The sequence below is a fragment of the Microcoleus sp. B9-D4 genome (assembly GCF_036705105.1).
GTDB lineage: Bacteria > Cyanobacteriota > Cyanobacteriia > Cyanobacteriales > Microcoleaceae > Microcoleus.
Genome location: NZ_JAUBTS010000023.1, coordinates 13,368 through 38,614 on the forward strand (window position 1 = coordinate 13,368; position 25,247 = coordinate 38,614).

The window sequence follows — 25,247 nt, forward strand, 5'->3', positions numbered from 1 at the left end:
AGTGTGAAAGCGTCAGATGTGGAAGTCTCAAATTAACAAGGGTCTTGGCAATCCCAGCTACAAAAACAGGCAGAAAAAAATGAGTGCAGACAAACCAACTATTTTGGTGACGGGCGGAGCTGGATATATTGGCTCTCACGCGGTATTAGCGCTGAAAAACGCCGGTTATGGTGTGGTGATTTTGGATAATTTAGTTTACGGTCACAGAGATTTAGTAGATCAGGCTTTGCAGGTGGAGTTAGTAGTTGGCGACACGAACGATCGCACTCTTCTAGACAACCTGTTTGCTACGCACAAGATTGATGCGGTAATGCACTTTTCTGCTTACGCTTACGTGGGCGAATCTGTTACCGACCCAGCTAAATATTATCGCAACAATGTCATTGGCACTATTACGCTTTTGGAAGCAATGATCGCTGCTGGGGTGAAGAAATTTGTGTTTTCTTCTACTTGCGCGACTTACGGTGTACCGCAGAAAATTCCGCTCACAGAAGACCACCCGCAAAATCCGATCAATCCCTACGGTGCTACTAAGTTAATGGTAGAACGGATTTTGTCGGATTTTGACGCTGCGTATGATTTCAAGTCTGTTTGTTTCCGCTATTTTAACGCGGCTGGGGCTGACCCTAACGGGTTGTTAGGAGAGGATCACAATCCAGAAACTCACCTGATCCCACTGGTGTTGTTCGCGGCTTTGGGTAAACGAGATTCGATCGCGATTTTTGGCACGGATTACGATACTCCTGACGGTACTTGCATTCGGGATTACATTCACGTTAACGATTTGGCATCTGCTCACATTTTGGGATTAGAATATTTGCTAAATGGTGGCAAATCTGATTTCTTTAATTTGGGCAATGGGGGCGGGTTTTCGGTGAAAGAGGTGATAGAAACGGCTCGCCAAGTGACGGGAAAAGAGATTAAGGCTGTTGAGTGCGATCGGCGTCCGGGCGACCCTCCTGCTTTGGTTGGTAGCAGCAAAAAGGCGATCGAAACCTTGGGTTGGTCTCCAGAATATCCCGACATCAAGAATATTATATCCCATGCTTGGCAGTGGCATCAAAAGCGTCACAGTTAGCATAAACTCAAATAAAACCCGTGCAAAAATTGAGTCTAAAATAATGTTAAACAGTCACAAAGATTTTTGTTTTTGCACCTTAGCTTTTCGGAAAAAGTATCGCGAATTAGCAAAACAACTAGCAGCAGACTTAGAAACTCATTCTCTAGGGACGATGCTCGTTGTTTGTACTGACTACCCAAATGACTTTCAGAATTTGACGAATGTTTTCGCCTTTAAAAAAAGTCGCGAAGGTGTAGATTATTGTTATAATGATAAACGATTTGCACTAAAAAAAGCCTTAGAATTATGCCGAGTGACAATCTTTGTGGATGCAGATACAAGAATCATAGGAAAAGTGCCGGAGAGAGAATGGATGTCAGGAATTACTTGTAAAGGGTTTGTTCCCATTCTAGAACATCCACCAAATCAATCATTGCCGGGGAGAAAAGAGGCAATTCATAAATTAGCAAAAAAGCTAGAACTACCATTAAAAAATGTAAGTTTTGTTCAAGAAAATTTGTTCGTAATTGCGAGAGACAATGGAAAAGAAATTCAGTTTATTCAAGAATGGGGAAAGATTGGAAGATTTTTTGAAGTGCAAAAAGTCAAAACAAAAGACGGTAATCCCATTGGGTTAGCAACTGCTAAAGTTGGGTGGAATATTCGTAATGACGGGTGGCAGGAACTTGCTCAAATTATGGATCATTCTTTTGCTCATTGGGACTGGCAAAAAAATCAAGTAAGAACCTTTTGGGATAAAGTTGGGGATAAATTGCAGTTTGAGCATTGGCAGTATCTCTATCGGTTATTAAAAACACAGTTAATTGCCTTATTAAATTTCAATTTTTACTATCGTTAGAGAAAAGATATGGATAGAGGATTTATCACCATTTTAATTGGATTGTACTCATTTCAAGACTGCATACATTTTCTAGCCTCAGTCAGGAAATTTCACCGCGAACCAATTATTATTTTAATAGATAAAGTCCCGCGATTTTTATATCCCTTACTTTTGGTGTTCGGAAATGTGAGATTGCAGGCCGCACCGAAACACGAAAATCCTGTTTTAGCATCGCGACAAGCTAAGCTGGCTTTGTATCAACAATCTCCTTTTGAGAAAACTATTTATCTGGACTGCGATATTTGTTTGCTATCGCCAATATATGAAGTTTTTGACTATCTTGATGAAGTAGATTTGCTGATAACAGAAGATGTGCAGCCTGCGATTCCTAAAGCGGCAAATTTATTAAGAGTCAAGCAGGATATTCTGTCAACTTTGCAGTCTGTCGGGTTGCCGCTAAATGAAAATAGCATTCAATACAATGGCGGATTTATCGCTTTTACGAAAAGCAGTAAAACTCAGGAATTGTTCACAAACTTTAAGAAATATTTCGAGATAGTAGTGGCGCATCAAAATGTGCTACTGTTAAAAGATCAGGGCGCTTTTGCGGCTGCTGTTGAATTGGTGAAACCGAAAATGACAACTTTGTCCCCGGTTTACAACTACTTGGATAAGTGGAAAGATGTTTATACGATCGACAAACCGATTAAAGTAATGCACTGCACTTATCCTTACCGCCCTCAGTACGCAAAGAACGTGACGCGATCGCTCTTTACTAGAATAGTCGATCGCACTGCTAAAATATTTTTACCAAATCAACTTAACAATCCCTGGCGTTTAAAATAATTAAAGTTTGTTGGCAAACTGCATCAAAAGCAACAAAGTTTTGCCCAAACAAAAAAAAATTAGCCTCAACATATCCGAAAATTTACCTAGAAGAATTATTGCTGGCTTGAATAACAGTCTTGGGTTCATTATTGTGTTTTTTTACAAAAAGACGCGTTGCAGCCCTTTCCCCTGGTTAAAAACCTGGTTGCTTTGGTCGGGAGTGCGTGAGTCCCCATCGCCTTGACAAAAGCTCGGTTAAGCAGGAAAATTAAACAAATGTTTTAAACAAAATACTCAGTGAAAGTTTCATTAGTAGTGAGCGATTTGTCAGGAGGAGGTGCAATTCGTGCTTTTTTATTAGCTCAAGTCTTGATAGAGCTTAAATGTGATGTAGAAGTTGTTGGATTTCAGTTTGGCAAGGAATTGTACGCTACTCCTCCCAGAGACATCCCGGTATGTGCGATACCGGGTAAAAATTATCCGGGGTTTTTAATGGATGCTCAAAAACTTTGGAAAAAAATAGATGGGGATATTATTTATGCAGTCAAACCTAAACCTACAAGCTTTGGGTTATCACTGCTAAAAAAACTGGCGACTCGCCACTTTATAATTTTAGATATAGACGACTGGGAACTGAGCTGGTACGGGGGAGATGAATGGCAATACCGTCCTTCTTTTAAACAACTTTATCGAGATATTTTTAAACACAATGGTCAATTGAGAAAACCAGATAATCCCCTCTATCTCAAGTGGATGGAAAGTCTCATTCACCGTGCGGATGCAGTCACCGTTGATACTGAGTTTTTAAAACAGCGTTTTGGTGGTGTATATTTGCCTAATGGTAAGGATACTGCAATGTTCGACCCTGCTAAATACAATCCTGAATTGAGCAGACAGCGTTACGGCTTGTCCGGGTATAGAATCTTAATGTTCCCCGGTGCGCCGCGACCTCACAAAGGTGTTGAGGATGTTTTGATGGCCCTCGAACAGTTAAATGAACCCGATTTAAAATTAGCGATCGTCGGCGGGAGTCCTTATGATGATTATGATGATAAACTTGTGAAACAATGGGGGCGTTGGATTATTAAACTGCCAAGGTTTCCAGTGGAGACGATGCCGTCGGTTGTAGCGGCGGCTCATGTTGTCGTTGTTCCTCAGCGAGAAACTCTCACAGCCGTGGCTCAGTTTCCGCTCAAGCTGACAGATGGCATGGCAATGGCTAAGCCTGTTTTGTCTACGCGAGTGGGGGATATTCCAGCAATTTTAGGGGGAACGGGTTATTTAGTCGATCCGAGTTCTCCCGCTCAAATTTCAGAAAAAATTCAATGGATATTTCAAAATTTGACAGCGGCTAATTTACAAGGAATGAAAGCTCGGGAAAGATGTGTGAAAAAATATAGTATTCAAGCAATGAAACCGATACTTTCAGATATAATCGCAGGTATGTAAGTGTTATTTTAAAACAACTCACGGGAGGAATAAAAACTGGCTGTTATTAAAGAATATTTTGAGATGCCGTACTGTTTAGCTGGGAATGCTTCATGTCTGCCAATAAGCTACTCCTAAAATTTGCCAGACGATATCCCGGCAGGATTCTCTTAACTGTGATGCTGGGCTTTTCTGGCGCTTTATTCAACGGTATCAGCACTACTCTGATTGTACCAGTGCTTTTAAGTTTTTTAGATCACGCTATCGAGCTGCGCGGCGCTCCATCTCTAATTAAAACTTTGATGTATCCCTTTGAGGGAATGCCCGAAAATCAGCGTTTAATGTTGATGACCGGGGCGGTTGTGCTGGCAATTTTCTTAAAAAATGTTGCGAGTTATATCAATACTTTAGTAGCTACTTCTCTGACGCGAGCTCTGACTTTTGATTTGCGAGAAGCAGGTTTGCGGTTGTTGTTAGAAGTAGATCTAGATTTTTACTCTAAAACTAAAGTCGGGGATTTAATTAATAGATTGGGCGGAGAGATTGGTCGGACTGCGAGTGCAGTTGGCACGGCCATCGGAATGTTTACTACCTCAATCACGGTTTTGGTGTTTGTGGGCCTGCTACTTTCTATCTCGTGGAAACTGACGGTGACAGCTACAGTTTTGCTGGCGTTAGTTGCTTGGGCAAATCAATATATTATTAACCGTTCCAAGCATTTTGGCCACCTGCTTTCTGAAATGTCGAAAGATTATTCGGTTAGGGTGCTGGAAACCATTACTGGCATTCGGCTGGTCAAGTCAACGGGGAACGAGGAAAGGGAGTATCAGCGGATCAAGCATTTAATTCAAAGGCGAGAACAAGCGGATTTTCAGGCTCAGGTAAATTATGCGGCGATCGCCCCAATTAACGAAGTTGTTAATTTAATAGTTGTAATTTTGATTGTATTTATAGGTCGCACAATATTTGCCCATGAGATAGAGTCTATTTCTACAATTTTATTAACCTATTTATTGGTACTGTTTCGCTTGATCCCTTTAATTTCTCAGTTGAATAGCGGGCGCAGTCAATTTGCTAATACCTCGGCTAGTGTAGAGGTGGTTAATGATTTTTTGAGCTGCGAGGACAAGCCATTTATGCTGAACGGTTCTGTGCCTTACACTCATTTGCGATCGGGAATTCATTTTAATAAAATATCTTTTAGTTATCCTAACCACAAAAATTTAGTTTTGCAAGGAATTGATTTATTTCTACCTCACGGCACTACTTTGGCTTTGGTAGGAACTTCGGGTTCTGGCAAGTCAACTTTGGCAGACTTACTGCCGAGATTTTACGATCCTACTGAAGGTAATATCTCGATCGATGGCAGGGATTTGCGCGAATTTGACTTGAAAAGTCTCAGACAAGCTATGGGTATTGTTAGCCAAGATACGTTTTTGTTTAATGCTTCAGTGCGCGAAAATATTGCTTATGCTAGACCCCAAGCGACTGAGGAAGAAATTGTGGAAGCAGCGAAGGGGGCGAATGCTTATGAGTTTATCCAACTGTTGCCGGAGGGGTTGGATACTCAAATTGGCGATCGGGGCGTGATTTTATCGGGAGGGCAGCGTCAGAGAATTTCAATTGCTAGAGCCCTGCTGCAAAACCCGGAAATCTTAATTTTAGATGAGGCAACGAGTTCGCTGGATACGGTTTCGGAAAGGTACGTGCAAGCGGCGATCGAGAAATTGAGTTGCGATCGCACAACCTTAGTCATCGCCCACCGCCTCTCCACAGTCCAAAAAGCCAACAAAATCGCCGTGATCGATCGCGGGCAAGTAGTAGAAATGGGTTCCCACGAAGAATTGCTAGCAAAAGGAGGATACTACACTCGCTTGTATTCAGTGCAATTTGCCGAAGAAACCGCTCGCGATGAAGCTCTAATTAGAGGTTCTTACGAAATTCGCACTCGCCTGACTCCCATGATAGCTTACCTCAAAATGCTAGTAGATGAAATGGTAGACTCTCCCGAAGAAAGAGACGAGTTAATCAGAGAATCATTTCACTCTGCTGCTAATATTTTCACGACTTTAGAATTTATAGAAAAGACTATTAAGCGTCAGGCTGTTAAAAAGTAGTCAGTTGGCAGTTGGCAGTTGGCAGTTGGCAGTAGTCAACAGTCAACAGTCAACAGTCAACAGTCAACAGTCAACAATTACTAATTACCACTTACTAACTACCAATTACCATGTCCAAATATTATGTATTTTTTACCAGAAATATCTTGCCCCAACCAAATGTAGCGAGCTTAGTTCAAGTTGCACACTCTGCCAATGCCGCAGCAAATCTCGGTTATCCAGCAGTTTTGGTATACCTCCGCAAAGGCTGGAGTGCATTGAATCCGGTTGATTTGCTTTTTCCTTTTCAACCGAGGAAACCGGATGACAAACTTGCCAAAATTTACAATATTCAAGATAAATTAAAAGTAGCAGATTTACCGATGCCGTGGCCGATCAACCTTTTGGACAGCAAGTGGACGAGTTCCAGTACAATAGTATCAAAATACTACTTACCGATTCACCTGCTTAAATCAACTAAAATTGTCCACACCCGCGACTGGAACTTTGTCAAAGCAGCAGTTAAAAACGGAATTCCCGCTATCTACGAACAGCACCACCATGAAGACAAACAATTTGAATCAGAAATTGTCCGCAATCCTCTGTTTCAAATTTCCGTAACTGTTGCCGATACAGTGCGAGACAGCATGATTAAGAATGGAATGCCACCGGAAAAAGTAATTACGCTGCACAACGGTTTTAACCATTTGTTTCTCGCGAGACAAACAGAAGCGGCCCAGAATTGGCGACAGAAATTATTAGAAGATGACAGACAGCATTTAGCAGTTTATGCAGGCGGACTTTACCAGTTTAAAGGTGTTGATATATTGGTGGATGTGGCTAAGGAATTGCCACTGGTTCAATTTGCGATCGCGGGCGGTGATTCATCCCAAGTAACAGCATACCAGCAGTTAGCCAAATCCAAGCAAGTTAACAACATTAAATTTCTCGGCTACCTGCCTCAAAATCAACTAGCTAGCTTGCTGCAAGCAGCCGATGTTTTGACTCACCCGCACTGTTTGACAGAGGCCGCAACGTTCACATCTCCTTTAAAATTCTTTGATTACATGGCATCGGGAACTCCGATTGTAGCGACGGAGATTGCATCTTTAATGGAATTTAAATCGGGAAATATAGCAGCAACTTGGTGCGAACCGGATAATCCGCAGCACTTCGCGCAAAGCATTCGAGATAGTTTAACCAAATATCCGAGGAAAAGCGAAGGCTATGCAGAAACGATGGATTTTCTCAAGCAATTTTCGTGGGAAAATAGGATACAGAAAATTATGGGTTATGTCGAAGAGTCAGTGCGATATCCGATAATTCAAAATTCCGTAGGGGCGGGTTTTACCAACAATCATCGCCTCAAATAAACAATCTCATAAACCCGCCCTGCCCAACGCAAAAACCACATTTATTATCAGTAGGGGCGGGTTTTACCAACAATCATCGCCTCAAATTAATAATCTCATAAACCCGCCCCGCCCACACGCTAAAACCCGATTTATTATTAGATATGAACCAAAAAATTATCGGTACAATCACCACATACCCAGGAATGAGCCAAAGCGACTGGCTGTGGCAACAAACCCCCCACAACTTCGGAAAATGGGGAAACATTCAAATGCTCGCCAACCACCCAGAACCAGACTTTTTACTCATGTATCAATTCGACTTTCCCCAACCTTCCAAAAAGCAATCGTGGGTCGATACAATACGTCGCTACAGGCATCAAAACCAAGAAAACGACATTCAAGAAAAATTGCGCGGTGTCCCCAAGGAACGCATAATTTACCTGATCCGCGAGCCGCCCTTGCCAGAAGTAATTGAAATTACCAAAGCCAACTACGAACAAGCCAAACTTTATTGCGGTTACATTTCCGGGCCAGACGATTTCGCACCAAAACCCGATTATATGCCCGCGATTTGGTATCACTCTAACTCGTTTCGAGAACTCGATGAAATGCCTGCGCCGCCCAAAACTAAATCCTGTTCTTGGATAACTTCAGGTGTTAGCCGCAGCGCCAATCACCGACGCAGATTAGAGTTTATAAAATTGCTGCAAAAACAAGAATTAGACTTTGACCTTTACGGGCGAAACTTGCCAACTTGGGCGCGCGGGAATGGGACTGTCAACAATAAATGGCACGCCGTCGCACCATACTATTACAACTTAGCTATTGAAAATTATGCAGAAAACGATTTGTATGTCAGCGAGAAGCTTTGGGATGCTTTATTAGCTTGGTGTTTGCCAATTTATTACGGCGGTTCTGCGGCGGATAAATTGCTGCCGGCGGGGAGCTTTCTGCGGCTTCCCAGTCTGGATGAGAAAGGAGTTGAATTTATTCAAGAGGTTGTGGCTAATGCGGATTATTGGCATGAAGCCAGGGATAAAATTGCTGAAGCCAGACAAATCATTCTCCACGAATTGAACTTGCTCAATTGGCTGTCTAACTTTGTATCTTAGGAAATAGCACAATGACAGAAAACCAAAATCAACCCAGAGAATACGATGCCGTACTCGGCGGTCAAAATCCTCCCCCCATAGGTGCTGCTGTTTTAGGTGGCATTACGGGTGTTAAGAGTCGTTTGGCTTCACTGATTGTTGAGGTAAAAATTGCTGCATTGTCTGAAGCGATCAAATATGGAGATGCAGGTTTAGATTTAATAATTGGGGTACTGCAAGATGAATCAATGGCGGTGAAGTTTGCAGCCTATTCGCTGTTGAAGGATAGAGATGAACCAAATATAAAAGAGCAGTTACAAAAATATTTTCCTACTTTTGACTTCGATGTGATAACAGTGGATGCTGAAGGAAAAGAAAACAGTCGTCGCCGTCATTATGCTCACTTCTTCGCAGAAGACTTAGGAAATGGAGTTGTGCTGGAAATGGTTTATATTCCCGGCGACACTTTTATGATGGGTTCCCCAGCAACAGAAAAATATAGTTCCGATAGCGAACGTCCGCAGCATCAAGTAACAGTACCCGCTTTTTTTGCAGGCAAATATCCCATCACCCAAGCACAGTGGCAAGCAGTGATGGGAAACAACCCATCCTATTACATAGGTGAAAAACGTCCTGTAGAAAAAGTATCGTGGGATATGGCCGTCGAATTCTGTGGCAAACTATCGCAAAAAACCGGGAGAAAATATCGCCTCCTGAGTGAAGCAGAATGGGAATACGCCTGTCGTGCCCGAACAACAACCCCATTTCATTTTGGGGAAACTATTACCCCGGAATTAGTCAACTATGACGGATACAAACCCTACGCAAACGCCCCCAAAGGACTTTACCGCCACCAAACAACCGATGTCGGGATTTTTCCTCCCAATGCCTTTGGACTGTACGATATGCACGGCAATGTTTTGGAGTGGTGCAGCGATCGCACCGCTGCGTGGCACTCGAACTATAACGGCGCACCAACTGACGGAAGTTCCTGGGAAAGTTGCACAGGGGGTTGCCGGGTGCTGCGTGGCGGTTCCTGGATCAGCAAGGCGTACTCTTGCCGCAGTGCCAATCAGTTCTCGCTATTCGTACTCGCTCGCGAGCCCTACGCGGGGTTTCGCGTTGCGGTAGCGTCGGTTTCTCCCTAGTCCTAGTTTTCCCGCGAGGAGTCTTTTCTATCCTTTTACCCTTTAAATGATTCGGCGGTTGAAACCGCAACTAAACAAACAAAGTCCGCCTTCGCGAGACTATAGATATGAATGGAATTTGCACGCTTGCCAACGATACAGTTTACGACCAACTAATTGCCTTGCTCAACAGTATTGAAGTTATCTTAGGCTCAAATACTCCGGTCTGCATTTATCCTTTCGACGACCAAATAGAGCAAATCAAAGCTGAAATTGTTAACCGTCCCAACGTCTTTATTTATGAAGATAGCGCATCTATTCAGCGATGGGATAAATTCATGCAAGCAGCCGCACCAGAGCGTTTGAACCGCAAAAAATTCCGGCTTTACGGCGCACATCGGCGCTTTTGCGCTTTCGACGGCCCGTTTGAAAAGTTTATCTATATGGATGCGGATACTTTGGTGATGAATGCCCTTGATGCGGTTTTTCAGAAGTTAGAGGAATCGGATTTTGTGGTTTATGATTTTCAATTTTTATCCCCAACCAAAGTATACAATATTCAGTCACCAAAACTCCTCGAAGTTTTTGAGCAAAATCGGATAGACTCGGAAATATTTTGTTCGGGATTTTACGCCAGCAAGCAAGGGTTGTTTGAGCAAAATACTAGGGAATGGCTGTTAGCTCAACTGCAATCGGGCGAGGCGGAAATTCTCTATGAAGGTGCGGGAGAACAGCCGTTGCTCAATTATATGGTGATGAAAACAGGGATGAATAGCTATAATTTTGCTTATAGCCTCCCGGATGGCGAAAAAACTGGGTGTAGCGTCACTTCTAAACATTTTGAAGAGCAACATCGGATTTTGTACGACAAGGGAAACCGCCTTACTTACATTCATTATATTGGTGTGCCACCGGATTTAATTCGGAGAGTTTGTGCAGGCGAAAATATTGAGTTTCCCTATCGCGATTTGTTCCTGCATTACCGCTATCTCCGCGAACCATCCAAGCGTCCGATTTTTGCCGAAGCGCCAAAGTCTTATACTGAGGTTTCTGCGCCGAATTTGTTAAAAAGGGTATTGAGAAGGTTGAGGATAAATGTATGAGTCGCGGTATTTATATTGTTGCGAATGATAAGGTGATCGAAAGTGCGATCGCCCTTTTAAACAGCATACGTCTGTACAATTGTCAAGTACCTGTTTTTCTGATTCCCTTCGACGACAATTATCAGCAAGTCGCAGCCGCACTCAGCAGTCTCCACGGGGTGCGATTGTTCCCAAATCTGGAGTTTGTGGAACAGTTTACCAGAGAAATTGGCCAAATGTTCGATCGCAACTTTTTAGCCCTCCCCAACAAAATGCGAAAACTCGCCGTTTGGTTTGGCCCGCTTGACGAATTTCTGTACATCGATACCGATATCATCGTCTTTGAAGACATCGCAGCCAACCTTAACAAACTATCAGAAGTAGACTTTTTTTGCTGCGACTACCACCACCTTAGCGAAAAACTGCGAAATGTATTTTCACCCGCTGTAAAAGAACAGAATATCTTTACAGATTCACAGCTTCAAGATGTATTCAACAGCGGTTTTTGGGCCTCCCGAAAAGGAACTATTACAGAATCGCAAATGTATGAAAATTTGCGAGAATGTTCGCAGCATCGAGAATATTTTGACTTTACTCAAAATGTCACAGACCAACCTCTACTAAATTATATTATTCTTAAGCTGATTCCCAAGCGCTGCAACCTTGTTAAAGCTTCACCAACAGAGCCCGGAAGCTGGGCAGGTTCTAAACATTTTCAAGAAATAGATTATGTTCTTTATGACAAAGGCCAAAGGTTAAAATATATTCACTGGGCGGGAATACCAATTAAATCCGGTAGTCCTTATTGGAAACTGTGGAAACATTATCGTTATCTCAATGAGGAACCACCAAATTTAGTGCAAAAAATATTTCGCTCTTTGCAGGGTGTGTTGAGCGCTGTTATAATATGCGATATTGTATGGTGTGTTGGGCGCTGTTATAATATTTGATAAAGCCGAGAGATTTGGCAGGGGCCAACGCACCTTGGGCGAGAATTTCGGTGCATTGGGCGCTTTTTTGATATTCGATAAATTCGATAAAGCCGAGATGATCCCCCAGCGCCCAACACACCCTACCGGAATATTTGGTAAAGGATTTAAAAAACTTAAAAATTATGACGAATGGTATTTATATTCTAGCAAACGATGTGGTTTTCGACCACTTAGTCGCTTTATTAAACAGTCTCGAAGTCAATGGGGCAAAAGATATTCCCGTTTGTATCATTCCCTATGATGATAGACTGAAAAAAGTGCGAGGAGAAATTGCAATTCGTCCTAATGTCACCCTCTTTGACAACACCGATTCAATTCATTTCTGGGAAGACTTTGCAACTCAAGCTTGGACATCTCACGCCAAAGCTCAAAAAGTTTGGCAAGCTAAAGGTTTGAAATCAGTTCACTGTTTGACCAGGCATCGGAAATTATGCTGTTTTGACGGGCCTTTTGACAAATTTGTATATTTTGACGCGGACACTCTGTTAATGGGTTGTCTGGATTATATTTATCAAAAACTCGATCGAGTTGATTGGGTAGCAAACGATTTTCAATACAAATCAGACCTCAACTATGTATTTGACTTATCCTCAGATAAATTGCCACATATTTTCAATATAGACCAACTGCCATCTCATACTTTTTGTACAGGTTTGTTTGCTTCAAAAAAAGAAATATTTAATAGAGAAAATTCCGTCCAACTGTTAGATAACTTAACATCAGGAGAAGCGGAAATTATGTGTTTGAGTGCATCTGACCAATCTTTATTAAACTATTTAGTAGCCCGCAGCAAAATCTCTTTTTACAACTTTGCATATTCTCAACCAGAACAGGTAACGGGAAATCATTGGTCTTCTAAATTTGATGTGAGAGATTATGTTCTATATGATAAAGGACGGCGGCTGACTTATTTGCACTACATGAGTATTTCGGCTGCAAAAATTAATCGATTGTGTGCTGGCGAAGATGTGGAGATTCCCTACCGAGACGTATTTCTGCACTACCGCTATTTGAAGTCGCCGGAAACACAGCCAAAACTCGCGCCTCCAAATTTGTTGGTTTGCTTGCAGAGAAATATCAAAAGTTGGGGACTTCAAAAAGTTAATAATGTTCAATTTAAGTTGCGAAATTTCTGGGATAGATAGCATCTAACTGTACTCTAACTGTACAAAGACTGAATCCACTCCCATTCGCGCCTTAAACCTTCTTCTAAAGCAACCTGCGGCTGATAACCTAAGATTTTCTGGGCTTTAGATACATCCGCGCTAGTGTGCCGCGCGTCTCCCCTCGCAGCTTCGCTAAAATCTATCCGAATAGGTCGATCGACAATTCTCTCTATTGTATCAATAACTTCTTTTAAAACTACCCGACTTCCCCCACCAATATTAAAAACTTCCCCCGCAGCTTCCGGAACCTCAGCCGCCGCTAAATTCGCCGCAACGCAATCGCTGATAAACGTAAAATCCCGCGTTTGCAATCCGTCGCCGAAAATTGAAATCGCCTCGTCAAACAAAATCGACTTAAAAAACTTGTGAAAAGCCATATCGGGGCGCTGTCTGGGCCCGTAAACAGTAAAATAGCGCAGCGAAGTAGTGGGAAGACCAAAATTTTTGTAATAAAGCCCGCACAAACGTTCACCGGCTAATTTCGTAATTCCGTAGGGAGAAATTGGCTGGGGACAAGCGTTTTCATTCGTGGGAAAAGATTCAGCATTGCCGTAAATAGAAGAAGAAGAAGCATAGACAAACTTTTGCAATCTTGGCGCATCTTTGGCCGCTTCTAACAATACTTGAGTGCTGTTAATATTGCGATCGGTATAGCTGCGAAAACCGTCGCCCCAGCTAGCACGAACTCCCGCTTGCGCCGCCTGATGAAATATTACCTTAGCATCAGATAAAAGACTTCGCCAATTTAGAGACACAATATCGCCTTCCACCAATTCAAAACCCGGATACTTTTCAAAGCGAGCAATATTCTTGCGCTTGAGATCCGGATCGTAATAATCGTTGAACTCATCAACACCGATCACCGTCTCCCCTCGATCTAAAAGAGTTTCTACTAAATTAGAGCCAATAAATCCCGCCGCACCCGTAACAATTAAAATACTCATTCGATTTTAGATTTTAGATTTTAGATTTTAGATTTTAGATTTTTAAAGTTTTACACAAATTATTGTCTAAGCTGTCATCTTCTTCTTTCTCTTCCTCTGCGTTCTCTGCGTTCTCTGCGGTTCAAAAAGCCTCAAATTAGGATAATCTTAGATAACTATCAACCCCTTTGCTTTTCACAAAAGAGGTTGATAGTTAACTTTCATTGTTCAAAAGAATCTAAATCCAGCGCTTGGGAACCTCCGCGTTCTAACTCGATCAAAAGCTTACCTAGCTGAGTCCAAACTAGCCAGCCCGTGAGTACCGTCAGTGGCAAAGCTAGGGCATAACAAAGTAGTTTTGGGAAGCCAAAAATCTCCATCCCCGAAGCTAAAAATACGCAAATACCGCCAGCCATTCCCAGAAAAGGTATGACCAATTGCAGCCTTGGCAGGTTAGCCAAGGTGCGAGTAGAACGATTTTTAGACCACTGTTGTACGGATTGTTTGAGAGTTGCTTCAAATGCTACGCCGGAGGCCATACCTGCTAGTAATCCAGCCGACATTAAAAAATAGGGAGGTTCTGGAAAATAATACACGAATAATTCCTTAATTTGGGTAATAGGAAATGGGGAATTGGGCATGGGGCATTGGGCATTGAGCATTGGGCATTGGGTATGGGGAATTAGTTATTAGAACCAACAACTAACAACCAATAAATAACCAATGACTAATGACTAATGACCAATGACTAATGACTAAAATCGAGTTAGCGCGGCTGCTCCTGCTGTGGAAAACTCCGTCAAAGCGCCTAGAGCAACGTTGAACAGGCGACTGGGCTGCAAATCTTCCTTGACTAAGTTCCACAGGCTGCGAACTTCTTCGGTGTGGATTCGATCGTCCTCAATCAAAGCTAACATTAGCTGGCGTCTCAAAAACGAGCCTTCCTCTGACAGCAAAAATTGCAAGCCTAGTTGGGCTGTGGGGAGCAAGTCGAAACTGCGATCCGATCGGGCGATCGCGATCATGTCCTCTAACCTGTTCCACTGGAATTTGCCATCTTTGAATAATACCTCAATCAGACGCCGCCGCAGTGCCGGAGATTCTCCGTTCAACAAACGCCGCGCTACATAAGGATACGCCACCTCGACTATCTTGAAATTCGGATTCAGCGTCAGGGCCAAACCTTCTTCTGTCACCAGAGAGCGAATAATTAAGGCAAATTTCGCTGGCACTCGGAAAGGATAATCGTACATCAACTCCGAAAACTGGTCTGTAATCGTCTTGAAGTTAAAATCTGACACCTTTTCGCCGACGATATCACCCAGTACAGATTCCAACGCCGGGACGATCGGCATAATATCTGTATCTGGCGTCAAAAAGCCAAGTTTGACAAAATCCTTGGCTAACTGTAAGTAATCTTTGTTGATCAAATGAACGACAGAATCAACCAAAGTTTCTTTAGTTGTTTCTTCCATCTGATCCATCATCCCAAAATCAATGTAAGCCATGCGGCCGTCCGCTAAGGCAAACAGATTTCCCGGATGGGGGTCAGCGTGAAAAAATCCGTGTTCCAGCAACTGCCGCAAACCGCTGCGGACTCCGACTTCAATTAAACTATCGGTATCCAAACCAGCGGCTTTAACACTTTCCATATCTGTCAGCTTGATGCCGTCAATCCATTCGAGAGTCAGAACGCAATTTGAAGTATAGCGCCAGTAAATACTCGGAACTTTTACTGTCGGGTCGTCGGCAAAATTTGTAGCAAATTTCTCGGCGTTGCGTCCTTCATTGATATAATCAATTTCCTCGAACAATTTGATACCGAATTCATCGACTATTAAACAAAGGTCGTGACCGAGATTCAGCGGCAGCAACGGGCCCAACCATCCAGCGGCCCAGCGCATTAAATAAAGGTCAAGGCTCAAGACTGGCAGCAAATTCGGTCGCTGAACCTTGACTGCTACTGCTTCCCCGGTGAGGAGGCGAGCTCGGTAGACTTGACCAAGACTTGCCGCGGCGACAGGTTCGGGGGAGATTTCGCTGTAGGTTTCGCTAATTTGGCGATCGAGTTCCGCTTCAATAATCTCGAAAGCGCGCACCGAGTCAAACGGCGGCAATTGATCCTGAAGTTTGATCAATTCTTCGAGAAAGTCTTTGCGGATCAAATCCGGTCTGGTAGAAAGGGCTTGGCCGACTTTAATGAAAGTGGGGCCCAAGCGAGTGAGTATTTGTCGCAGGTGGGTGGCTCGTTCCGGCTGGTGTGCTGCGACTTCGTGCTGCCAACTGTCCCACAGCATCCCCAGCACAAAGCCTGCAAAAGACCAAATAACGGTAATTGCGCGCCAAATTGCTTTCCAAGGACGGTTGCGGTAATACTGAGCGATCGCTTGTGGATCGTAGCGTCTAGCCTGAGTGAATTGATACTGAGGCACTCGTTTATTTTCCTCTTATCTTCTGAAAATTACAGGTTAAATTGAGAATTGGGCATCGGCCATCGGGCATCGGCCATCGGCCATCGGGCATCGGGCATAAAAGCATCGGGGATTGAAAGTCGAAAATTCAAAGTTAAAACATTAATTATTCTTCCTTCTTCCCTCTTCCCTCTTTCCTCTTCCTGACATCCGTTACATCCGTTACATCCGTTACATCCGTTACAGAATCCGTTGCCGAACTTCCTTCTTCTTCATTGACCGATCGCACTGCAAGTTTTAGGCGAGCGGAAAATGCACCCGTTCGAGGCGGATTGCTAGCCTAAATTTGTTTCTTTTCATTAAATATAGTACATAAAAGTACAAGTGATCGGTCAAAATACTTAACCGTTCTCCCTGAACGCTGCACATTCTCACACCACTGCAACCCTGCAATTCTTTTCTCCTCCTGCATTTCCCTCGCTGATGCCATCGCGCCAAAGCTACCGGATGCGATCGGCCTTTGCCAAGCAATCTTTCAGCCCATAAATCGTCCGCTCTTGTTGATCCCTCGACAGTTCCGGGAACATCGGCAAAGACAAGACTTCGCGACAAACTTGCTCAGCCTGTGGCAACTGACCTGCTTGATAACCCAAAGATTTGTAAACAGGTTGCAGGTGCAAAGGTAACGGATAGTAAACCATCGAACCAATGCCAGCTTCCTGCAACTGAGCCCGCATCCAATCTCGAAAATCGCCAGAGGGATTTTGCGCCTCTTCTGGACTTGTCAGCCGGATCGTGTATTGGTTCCAAACTCCTTTTGCTTCCGGCAATTCTTTCGGGACGGCAACTCCGGGCACGCGGGAGAGAAATTCGCTGTAAAGTGCCGCTTTCTCGCGCCGCTGGGCGTTCCAACTGTCGAGATACCGCAATTTAATGCTGAGAATCACCGCTTGCAGGGCATCTAAACGGCTGTTGTACCCGATTTCTTCGTAGAAATATCTAGAAGACTGTCCGTGTTCTTTGAGCACTCGCATCGAAGCTGCGAGGGCTGGATCATTTGTCGTCACCGCCCCACCGTCACCGCAAGCGCCTAAGTTTTTGGTCGGATAAAAACTAAAGCAGCCGACATGACCAATGCTGCCGACTTTTCGAGACTGCCACTCGGCCCCGACAGACTGGGCGCAATCTTCAATTACGGCTAAATTGTGCCGAGTCGCAATTTCCATCAACCGAGTCATGTCTACCGGTTGGCCGAAGATGTGGACGGGCATAATTGCCTTGGTTTTGTCGGTAATTGCCGCTTCGAGGAGCTCGACATCCAGATTAAAAGTCTCGCTGTCAATATCGACAAATACTGGAGTCGCGCCGACGGCGCTAATTGTCTCAGCCGAAGCAAAAAAGGTAAAAGGAGTGGTAATCACTTCATCGCCCGGGCCAATTTTGAGAGCACGCAAAGCCAAAATCAGGGCATCGGTGCCGGAGTTGCAGCCAACGCACTCGGAAACGCCGATGTAGTCGGCGAACTCTCGTTCAAAACTCTTCACGGCCGGGCCGCCTACGTAGCCGCCAGAGGCAAGCACTTTTTGCACCGCTGCGGTTATCTCGTCGCCAATCTGCGCGTATTGGCGGGTTAAGTCGAGGGGGGGAACATTATTCACTCTTCACACCATAAATTTCAAGCATTATCAAAGCAAATTCTTGCAGCAAAACTGTTTCTCAGAAACCTTTATTGCAATATCTTATATTTGGACAGGCAAACAATCACATTATCGAAAGGGTGGGCCGGTGTTAATTGAGCTAGATTTTACTGATTTGGGTTGGGCTTTGGGGATGGTGGCGATCGCGATCGGGCTTTCGGCGTGGCAGAAATTGGGATTGGAGGGGGCGATCGCGATCGCCGCAGGGCGCACCCTGATCCAGCTAATCTTAGTCGGGTACGTGCTCGCAGTCGTATTTGACCCGGAGGGGAAAAATCCTTGGCTGGTTTTAGCAGTTTTAGCAATTATGCTGACAACTGCTAGCATGGTTGCCAGTAACCGCATCAGCAAAAAAATCAAGAACTTACTGCCCTTAGTTTGGGGTTCAATTTTTATCAGTACGGCCTTGACTCTCGCCTATACAAACTTGCTAATTTTGCAACCTGACCCTTGGTACGAACCGCAATACCTGATTCCTTTAGCGGGTATGATATTGGGCAATGCGATGAATTCCGGGGCGATCGCGGGCGAAAGACTTGTGAGTACAGTTAATAGCAGCCACTTAGAAATAGAAACCCATTTAAGTTTAGGTTCGACGCCGCAGCAAGCAGTAAAACAGTACCGCAAAGATGCGATCAAAGCTGGATTAATCCCGCTGTTAAATACAATGACGGTGGTAGGAATCGTGACTTTACCCGGAATGATGACAGGTCAAATGCTGAGCGGTGTCAGTCCTCTCGATGCAGCATATTACCAGATTTTGATTATGTTTGTATTAGCGCTGGCAACTGTAATTGCAACTCTGCTGTTGACTGAGGGATTGTCTCGGAAGTTTTTCAATCAAGATGCACAATTGATCAAATGGTAATTGTTAATTGGTAATTGTAGATGTAAATTGATTATGATTACCGAGGGGCGGGTTCACCAATATCTCCCATACAAATGATAAATATCATAAACCCGCCCCGCCCGTGACTTTATCGACCACAAGATGCGGTGGGGGCAGGTTTAGGGAATATCGGGCTGATCTTACTCAGTAGATCCAATGATTGGAATTAATCGTTCCTCGATTTCATAAATATAGGCTGTTAAGCCTGTCTCAACACCGTTTTTTCGTAGAAGTTCCAGACTCGTCTCTTCCCAGCACTGTTGTTCGCGTTCCATTCTGCCACCTGTTAGCTTTTCGACAACAACTTTAGGATTTCTAATGCGATCGGGTTTTGTCAATGAGTTAGAGCGTAGTCTGTGTGACTCCTCGCAAGGATTAAACGTCAATTGTGTCGTTATCTCTTTAAGGATTTGTTCTTCGTCTTTATTAGATGGAATAAATCCATTCAAAACCCAGGCTTCCCGCATTCTGTCGGGTGTACCAATAATAATTGCTAATTTAGGTCGATTGATCTGTTCTAAACGTGCTTGCTCGATATGTTTTCTTCGCTCAGGTTGACTGTCTAAATCACGCATAAAAATAACGGCTTTAATATCTCTCTTTTGTTTGTGTTGTAGAAAGCTGATTAACGTCATAATTTTATTAGCTGATTGACCATCACTTTTAAACCTTCCATTTGATCTGATGGTGGGAAATTTAAATTTATCGGAAAAACGTTTAGTTATATCATCGATATTTTTCCAGCAAGAATTCTCTGTGCCAGCTTCTAAACCACTCCATTGAAATAGATGTTGCAGCATCTCAGGTTCTAACCAATCAACTTTATCCACTAAAAGGCGATCGGCTAATTTAGTAGCGGTTCGTGCGTCTGCACTACTTTCCACAATCACTACAAACTCAATCATTTATTTCTCCGGCAACCACCCAATCTTCTCCCTCCGCATCCCAGAATTCTCCGGTGGTTAAAGTTTGTTTTGCCCATTCTACATCAGGATGTTCATCCAAGCGTTTGCAATGAGTAAAACCTGAATTGTTGTTACTTAATACATGAACTTGAGAAGGCGTAAGTTCATCCACAATGTAAGGAGAATGGGTAGAAAAAATAATTTGCAGATTGCTGTTGTCTTGAAGAATTTCTTTTAAAACAGCGATTAAGTCTCGTTGCGCTTTGGGATGGAGTCCCTGTTCAACATCATCTAGTAACACTAAATTAGGTTGATTGGGATTCATCAAAACAGTCACTAATCCGAGAGCGAGCATTGTTCCTTCGCTAATGGCATGGGCTGGTATACGCTTACCAGTATTCATGTCTAGGACAACTTCTTTCCCTACAATTTCCTGACTTTCTTCGTAGGAGATAGATTTGCCATCGACTTCGATTAAGCGTTGGCGATTGACCATAACTTTAGCTCGCCTTACCCCTACCTCGCGTACACCTGGTACAATCCGTTTCAACATTTTCTGTAAAGATTGAAATTTATCTGGATCTTCGTCACGAAGATAGTCTAAGGTAGGTGCTAATCCTGAACCATCGAACTCAACTCGCGGTGTAATTGCATCACTGTAAGCTGCTTTAGCAAGATTACTGGCTACGAGTTTAAGATGAACTGCGTTTCTCAAAGATTGCTGAATTGGCTCTTCCGTAGTCATTAAGGAAGTTTCAGAGATTACTTGCCTATATTTCGGGTTTTTATCGGCCTTCCATGATGCTCTAAAAGTCCACTTATGATTAACGTTTCGTCTCCACTCATAGGAAGCTTCCCAATTATTTATATCTGGGTTTTTCCAAAAACCACTTGCAGTAACAGACATATTCTCTTGCCCAATTGTTGTAATAAATTGAGGCTCTTTTTCATGCTGAAAAATCTTGTCAAATGATGAATTAGCAAGCCGACTGAGATAATGCACTGCTTGCAAAACTGATGTTTTACCAGAACTGTTTTGTCCTACGAGTGCGTGTAGGCCTGAACTATCTAAACTAAGTTCTGTATCTTTATGACTTTTGAAGTTATGAAGTTTGACCTTTTCTAGCATTTGATTGCTAATATTATTTTATACAGTTTGATTGCCGAAATTGTAGCGTGTGTTCGGATGTTCTAAGTTGTTAGCGCGCATTTAATTGTAACAATCATGTTTCTTGAAACAATGAGTGGGGCGTTGCTCCTAGCCCGCCCCAAAAACTAAAATTAAATGCCGTAACAGCTTACTTCGGTTCGTGACTCCCAATCCGCTTGCCTTCGCCATCGTACACCTGCATCGGGATTTTGGCATTTTCGGCGATCGCCTCCAAAGCTTTTTGCAACGTTTGAACGTGGTTTTCTACAGCTTGGCGAGTCTTCACAGCATTGTTGTTGTTTGCTTGGATGAAGGTTTGTTGCAATTTCTGCACGTAACCTGGAGTCATCTGCACGGCAATCAAATCTTTGCTAACAGTATAGTCGCAAATCTTGGGGTTGCCTTTACAAGTTCTATCTAAATCGGTGCGGGCTTTTTGCAGGTTTCTTTCTTCCTGCAACTTTACTTCTGCTTGCTGCAATGAAGTTTTGTAGGAAGCTATCAGCGGTTGGGCTTTCTGAGAATAGGCAGTTGCCGCCGGCACTTGCTCCGCGTAACTCAAAGCTCTTCGCCAGGATTCTGATGCTTTAAACCAGGCGTTTTTGCCCTCAAAAATTTGAGCTTCCGCTGCTAAAGTCACAGCTTGAGTATACGCATTTTCCGAAATTCCTTCGACATTTTTGCGCTCGCGAGCTTCTGAAAGTTTGGTTTCGTATTTGGGAACTAGCAGTTTAGCTTGTTGGTAAGATGTCGTGCCCGTGGGAATTTCTGATAGGATTACGAGGGCTTCTTCCCAACCTGATTGTACTTGAGCCCAAGTCTCGGCTGTCTGAGCTACGGCTTCGCGAGCTTCTGCTATTTGGGCTGTATTTTTGGCCGCGAGCAGCGTTTTTTCGGCTTTTTTCTCTGTGCTTAACTGCCGATTTCCTGTTGCTACATTCTTCCGGTATTCTTTTGTCTTTCTCTGAGCAAAGGGATAAACTGGGCTGTCTTTGGGGATTTCTCCGAGTTCGGCGATCGCACTTTGCCACAGAGCTTGCGCTTCCTGCCCGTCCTCGGCAGAATAAGGCGGATTTTGGGTTTTCTGGGCTGCTGACTGTGCGAGGCGCGCTGCATCGATCGCAGAGTTTAAATTCTGATTTTGCGAACGGTAGCTTTCCAGAGCGTTTTGAGCTTCACCGCGATGAATTGACCATGAGGGAATCGGTTCCAAAAGGGCGATCGCCTGTTTTAACTGTTTCTGCGCTTCTTGGGGGCTGTTGGCAACTTTTGACGTTTTCAGCGTCTTCGTCGAATTCTCGCTCAACTGTTTGGCATTAGCTAATGCACTACATCCTCCGATGACGCAGGGCCGGCTCAGCATATAATAACCGCCGGCCAAAACTAGCGCGGCGACACTGACCATTCCTGCAGCAGCCAGCATCGCAAAAGGTGAATGCTTGGGTTTTTGGGGAACTGTTACCGCTTCCATATCCAGCGGATTGAAGGGATTGTCTCCAATATCTGCCGGGATTGCAGCTACCCTAAAGGCGATCGGATCGGAATTGCTGGAACTCTCCGACAAATTGGGGAAATATTCTTCATCCCACGCATCTTTATCATCCGTTTCTAAGGGTATCTCCTCCTCTACATCCGCCGTCTCGGCCACATTTTCTGTTAAGACTATCCCCGTTTCTTCAGCAGGGAGATTCTCGGTTTTTTTGAACAACAGCACTGTTTTTGGTCTTGACAAAACAGGGTGGTGCATGGTAAAAGAATGGAAAGCATAAGGCTGTTTTTGCCCGGTAATTTTTAGGCAAAGTCCAATCTGTTGAATAGATTCTGGTTCTATTTCGAGAATTGCTGCTTCTAGCACCGCAAAAGTCGGTTTGGCTTTGAGAACTAAACTGCGCGGGTGTTCTCCCACAACCGTTAAAGATTCATCTCGAAAATCACAACTAATATAAAGCGGTAAGTTTTTAAATCCGGCTGCTTGCAAGTGCTGCTGCAATTTTACTTCGAGAATTTGGGCGTTGCTTTGGATCGTTGCTGCTGTCATATTTTCTCCTCTGTCTGATCTCACCACTTGAAATTTTAGATTTTAGATTTTAGATTTCGGATTGCGAAATCGTCGGTATTTCCGATTGGTTTGAACTTGTACCGACTCCTTCAACTCTCAGCTCTCAAATCTTAACTCTCAAAATCTTAACTCTCAAATCTCAGCTTGCAAAGCCTGTCCATAACTTTCGCTGTAATAAACTTGAGTCACGTCAAAACGCCCGCCATATTGTTTCAAAGGTGCTGCTGCATAACCAAGCGGCAGCAAACAGCAAACATCTACTTCTTCGGGAATTTGAAAGGCTTCTTTCACCTTAGCGCTGACAAAACCTTCCATCGGACAACTGTCTACCCCAAAACTTTTAGCTGCAATCATTAAGTGGGCTACTGCGAGCATTGTATGTCTGTTTGTCCAAGCTTCTAGGGACTCGAAGCAGGGACGGTTCTCGAACAATTGCGGGATTGCTTGTCGCATATAACCTGCTAAATTGTCATTCATTGCGCCTGTGGTTTTGCCCAATTCGATGACGGCTTCGGTGTTTTCGGGTCTGGCGGCGCGCCGATCGCCACAACAGATTAATACTACTGGGGCTTCTACCACTTGGCGCTGATCGAAGGCGCAAGCTTTTAATTTTTCTTTGCTGGCTGCGTTTTGAAGTACGATAAACCGCCAAGGCTGCAAGTTGTAACCAGAGGGCGATCGCACTCCCAATCGCAAAATCTCTGCCAATATTGCTGGGGGAATCGGATCGGGTTGGAAGCTGCGCGCGGCCCGGCGGCTTTCGATCGCCGTTTTAACATTAATTGAAGGTTGGATTTCAATTGTCATGGATAATTGGTAATTGGTAATTGGTAATTGGTAATCGAGAATTGGTGATTGGAAATTAGAACAACAACTATCAACTGCAAACGGTCAACGGTCAACCGTCAACTGCTAACTGCTAACTGTCAACTGTCAACTGTCAACTGTCAACTGTCAACTGTCAACTGTCAACTGTCAACTGACTTACCCCAAGCCCAACTCGCGCTTGAGCAAATTAATCGACTTAGAGCCGATGTAATTTTCGGAGCATATCAGTTGCGGGGGACGAATAATATCTTCTCTAGCCGCATTGATGGCAGCTTTAACTGTAGCAAAACTCGGTTGGTCGCAAAAAATTGTTCTGGCCGATCGCACGATCGAGTTAATCTTGTACTCGTCTGAAACCAAGGCCGTCATCACCAGCAAATCCTCTCCCCGGATGCTGTGGATGATGACTTCGGTCGATCGCAGCATTCCCGGACTCAGGCTAACGAGACCCAAATAACTGTCTTTCGGCAAACCCCCGACTAGCTGGATTTCCTGGCTGTAGTCATAGATGTCTACGGGAATAACTCGCACCGAACGCGGTGCCGAAATCGATTCTGCTTCTCCGATAAAATATCGACTCGTGATCACAGTTCCCGAAGAGATTTGATCCAAAAAAGTACCTAGCTGTTCCATCGGCACTAACTGTATGGGAATGCGGAGAGCTTGTTCGAGTTCTTTCGCCATCAGTTCACCCACGCCGATGTCTTCTGTGGGGGCTGTGACGACCACGCGGGCGCTGCACCTGAGCCGCCAGTCAATTTCGGTCAAAAATAATTCCCTCGCTTGGTTGAGCGTACAGCCCTGTTCCAGCAGTTGATCGATACTTCCTTGTACTATTTTGTTGGCCAGGGGATATTCTTCGAGGATCGGAGATTTGAGTTTGTTGCCTACAACTTCGTTGCCTTGAGCGCGGACGTAAATGCCCGATCCTGCTTGGGCTTCTACGAGTCCGGTATTTTCTAGCTGGCGGTATACTTTGCTGATGGTGTTGCGGTGCAAACCCGTCTGCATGGCTAGCTGTCTGGTGCTGGGCAAGCGGTGTCCGGGCGGAAATTGTCGCGAGGCGATCGCAAACCTGATTTGATTGAATAGTTGGGTGGATGCTGGAATATCGCTATCGGTTTGAATATGAAATTGAACCATTATTAAAGGCTCCGACGACTTCAACTTAGTATTTTTATAAGGTCGAGTACCGCGCCTAGGATTGCTGCGATATCTCTGTCTCTAGCATAATCTTATTTGGCTGCTCTGCTGCAGCCGTTCTGCCGAGCGGGCGATCGCGCCTTCGAGGCGATTAATCGCAGCCTGCAGAGTTTCCC

General features: G+C 44.1%; 22 protein-coding genes. 12 read left to right on the forward strand and 10 right to left on the reverse strand.

The features are described 5' to 3' along the window. Positions 1–79 precede the first annotated feature (79 nt). The 11 genes from galE (at position 80) to QUB24_RS15890 (ending at position 13,045) form a co-directional block, all read left to right on the forward strand. Positions 80–1,078, forward strand: coding sequence for a UDP-glucose 4-epimerase GalE (gene galE / locus QUB24_RS15840; RefSeq protein ID WP_333154087.1), 999 nt, complete (start codon positions 80–82; stop codon positions 1,076–1,078). Beyond that, positions 1,044–1,919: a hypothetical protein gene (locus tag QUB24_RS15845; protein ID WP_333154088.1), complete on the forward strand. Its 876-nt coding sequence runs from the start codon at positions 1,044–1,046 to the stop codon at positions 1,917–1,919. The genes galE and QUB24_RS15845 overlap by 35 nt, the downstream gene beginning before the upstream one ends. 9 nt (positions 1,920–1,928) lie before the next feature. Next, positions 1,929–2,747, forward strand: coding sequence for a hypothetical protein (locus QUB24_RS15850; protein ID WP_333154089.1), 819 nt, complete (start codon positions 1,929–1,931; stop codon positions 2,745–2,747). Between the two features lie 279 nt (positions 2,748–3,026). After that, the gene (locus QUB24_RS15855) at positions 3,027–4,178 is read left to right on the forward strand and encodes a glycosyltransferase family 4 protein (RefSeq protein ID WP_333154091.1); all 1,152 of its coding nucleotides are present in this window, start codon (positions 3,027–3,029) and stop codon (positions 4,176–4,178) included. A 92-nt stretch (positions 4,179–4,270) separates the two neighbouring features. After that, a complete protein-coding gene (locus QUB24_RS15860; protein WP_333154092.1) occupies positions 4,271–6,274 on the forward strand; it encodes an ABC transporter ATP-binding protein in 2,004 nt (667 codons plus the stop codon). A gap of 110 nt (positions 6,275–6,384) precedes the next feature. Continuing rightward, the gene (locus tag QUB24_RS15865) at positions 6,385–7,626 is read left to right on the forward strand and encodes a glycosyltransferase family 4 protein (protein WP_333154094.1); all 1,242 of its coding nucleotides are present in this window, start codon (positions 6,385–6,387) and stop codon (positions 7,624–7,626) included. Positions 7,627–7,769: 143 nt separating this feature from the next. Beyond that, complete coding sequence (locus QUB24_RS15870; protein WP_333154095.1) at positions 7,770–8,720, forward strand: glycosyltransferase family 10 domain-containing protein; 951 nt, start codon at positions 7,770–7,772, stop codon at positions 8,718–8,720. Positions 8,721–8,731: 11 nt separating this feature from the next. Continuing rightward, a complete protein-coding gene (locus tag QUB24_RS15875) occupies positions 8,732–9,847 on the forward strand; it encodes a formylglycine-generating enzyme family protein (protein WP_333154097.1) in 1,116 nt (371 codons plus the stop codon). 107 nt (positions 9,848–9,954) lie between these two features. Beyond that, positions 9,955–10,929, forward strand: a complete 975-nt coding sequence (locus QUB24_RS15880; protein ID WP_333154098.1) for an Npun_R2821/Npun_R2822 family protein — start codon at positions 9,955–9,957, stop codon at positions 10,927–10,929. Further along, complete coding sequence (locus QUB24_RS15885) at positions 10,926–11,858, forward strand: Npun_R2821/Npun_R2822 family protein (RefSeq protein WP_333154100.1); 933 nt, start codon at positions 10,926–10,928, stop codon at positions 11,856–11,858. Before QUB24_RS15880 ends, QUB24_RS15885 begins: the two co-directional genes overlap by 4 nt. A gap of 164 nt (positions 11,859–12,022) precedes the next feature. Further along, positions 12,023–13,045, forward strand: coding sequence for an Npun_R2821/Npun_R2822 family protein (locus QUB24_RS15890; RefSeq protein ID WP_333154102.1), 1,023 nt, complete (start codon positions 12,023–12,025; stop codon positions 13,043–13,045). A 14-nt stretch (positions 13,046–13,059) separates the two neighbouring features. Here the strand turns inward: QUB24_RS15890 and QUB24_RS15895 are convergent, their stop codons facing one another. The 5 genes from QUB24_RS15895 to QUB24_RS15915 form a co-directional block, all read right to left on the reverse strand. Next, positions 13,060–14,010 carry an NAD-dependent epimerase/dehydratase family protein gene (locus tag QUB24_RS15895; RefSeq protein WP_333154103.1) on the reverse strand — a complete coding sequence of 317 codons (951 nt, stop codon included), beginning with the start codon at positions 14,008–14,010 and terminating at the stop codon, positions 13,060–13,062. Positions 14,011–14,210: 200 nt separating this feature from the next. Then, on the reverse strand, positions 14,211–14,630 hold the full coding sequence (locus QUB24_RS15900; protein ID WP_445300361.1) for a hypothetical protein: 420 nt from the start codon (positions 14,628–14,630) through the stop codon (positions 14,211–14,213). 114 nt (positions 14,631–14,744) lie between these two features. Beyond that, positions 14,745–16,421: an AarF/ABC1/UbiB kinase family protein gene (locus QUB24_RS15905; RefSeq protein WP_333154105.1), complete on the reverse strand. Its 1,677-nt coding sequence runs from the start codon at positions 16,419–16,421 to the stop codon at positions 14,745–14,747. A 145-nt stretch (positions 16,422–16,566) separates the two neighbouring features. Next, entirely contained in the window at positions 16,567–16,689 is a 123-nt protein-coding gene (locus QUB24_RS15910; RefSeq protein ID WP_333154106.1) for a hypothetical protein, read from the reverse strand. Between the two features lie 211 nt (positions 16,690–16,900). Beyond that, positions 16,901–18,058: a DegT/DnrJ/EryC1/StrS family aminotransferase gene (locus tag QUB24_RS15915; RefSeq protein WP_333154107.1), complete on the reverse strand. Its 1,158-nt coding sequence runs from the start codon at positions 18,056–18,058 to the stop codon at positions 16,901–16,903. Positions 18,059–18,185: 127 nt separating this feature from the next. On the opposite strand from QUB24_RS15915, the gene QUB24_RS15920 reads away from it, so the two are divergent. Next, positions 18,186–18,965, forward strand: coding sequence for an ABC transporter permease (locus tag QUB24_RS15920; RefSeq protein ID WP_333154109.1), 780 nt, complete (start codon positions 18,186–18,188; stop codon positions 18,963–18,965). A 161-nt stretch (positions 18,966–19,126) separates the two neighbouring features. Here QUB24_RS15920 and QUB24_RS15925 read toward each other — a convergent pair whose 3' ends face one another. From QUB24_RS15925 to QUB24_RS15945, 5 genes are all read right to left on the reverse strand, one after another. After that, complete coding sequence (locus QUB24_RS15925; RefSeq protein WP_333154110.1) at positions 19,127–19,891, reverse strand: hypothetical protein; 765 nt, start codon at positions 19,889–19,891, stop codon at positions 19,127–19,129. Beyond that, on the reverse strand, positions 19,884–21,020 hold the full coding sequence (locus tag QUB24_RS15930) for an AAA family ATPase (RefSeq protein WP_333154112.1): 1,137 nt from the start codon (positions 21,018–21,020) through the stop codon (positions 19,884–19,886). The genes QUB24_RS15925 and QUB24_RS15930 overlap by 8 nt, the downstream gene beginning before the upstream one ends. A 169-nt stretch (positions 21,021–21,189) precedes the next feature. Then, positions 21,190–23,079: a hypothetical protein gene (locus QUB24_RS15935; protein WP_333154113.1), complete on the reverse strand. Its 1,890-nt coding sequence runs from the start codon at positions 23,077–23,079 to the stop codon at positions 21,190–21,192. A gap of 153 nt (positions 23,080–23,232) precedes the next feature. Beyond that, a complete protein-coding gene (locus QUB24_RS15940) occupies positions 23,233–23,907 on the reverse strand; it encodes a nitroreductase family protein (protein ID WP_333154114.1) in 675 nt (224 codons plus the stop codon). Between the two features lie 177 nt (positions 23,908–24,084). Beyond that, the gene (locus tag QUB24_RS15945) at positions 24,085–25,071 is read right to left on the reverse strand and encodes a GntR family transcriptional regulator (protein WP_333053807.1); all 987 of its coding nucleotides are present in this window, start codon (positions 25,069–25,071) and stop codon (positions 24,085–24,087) included. Positions 25,072–25,247 lie beyond the last annotated feature (176 nt).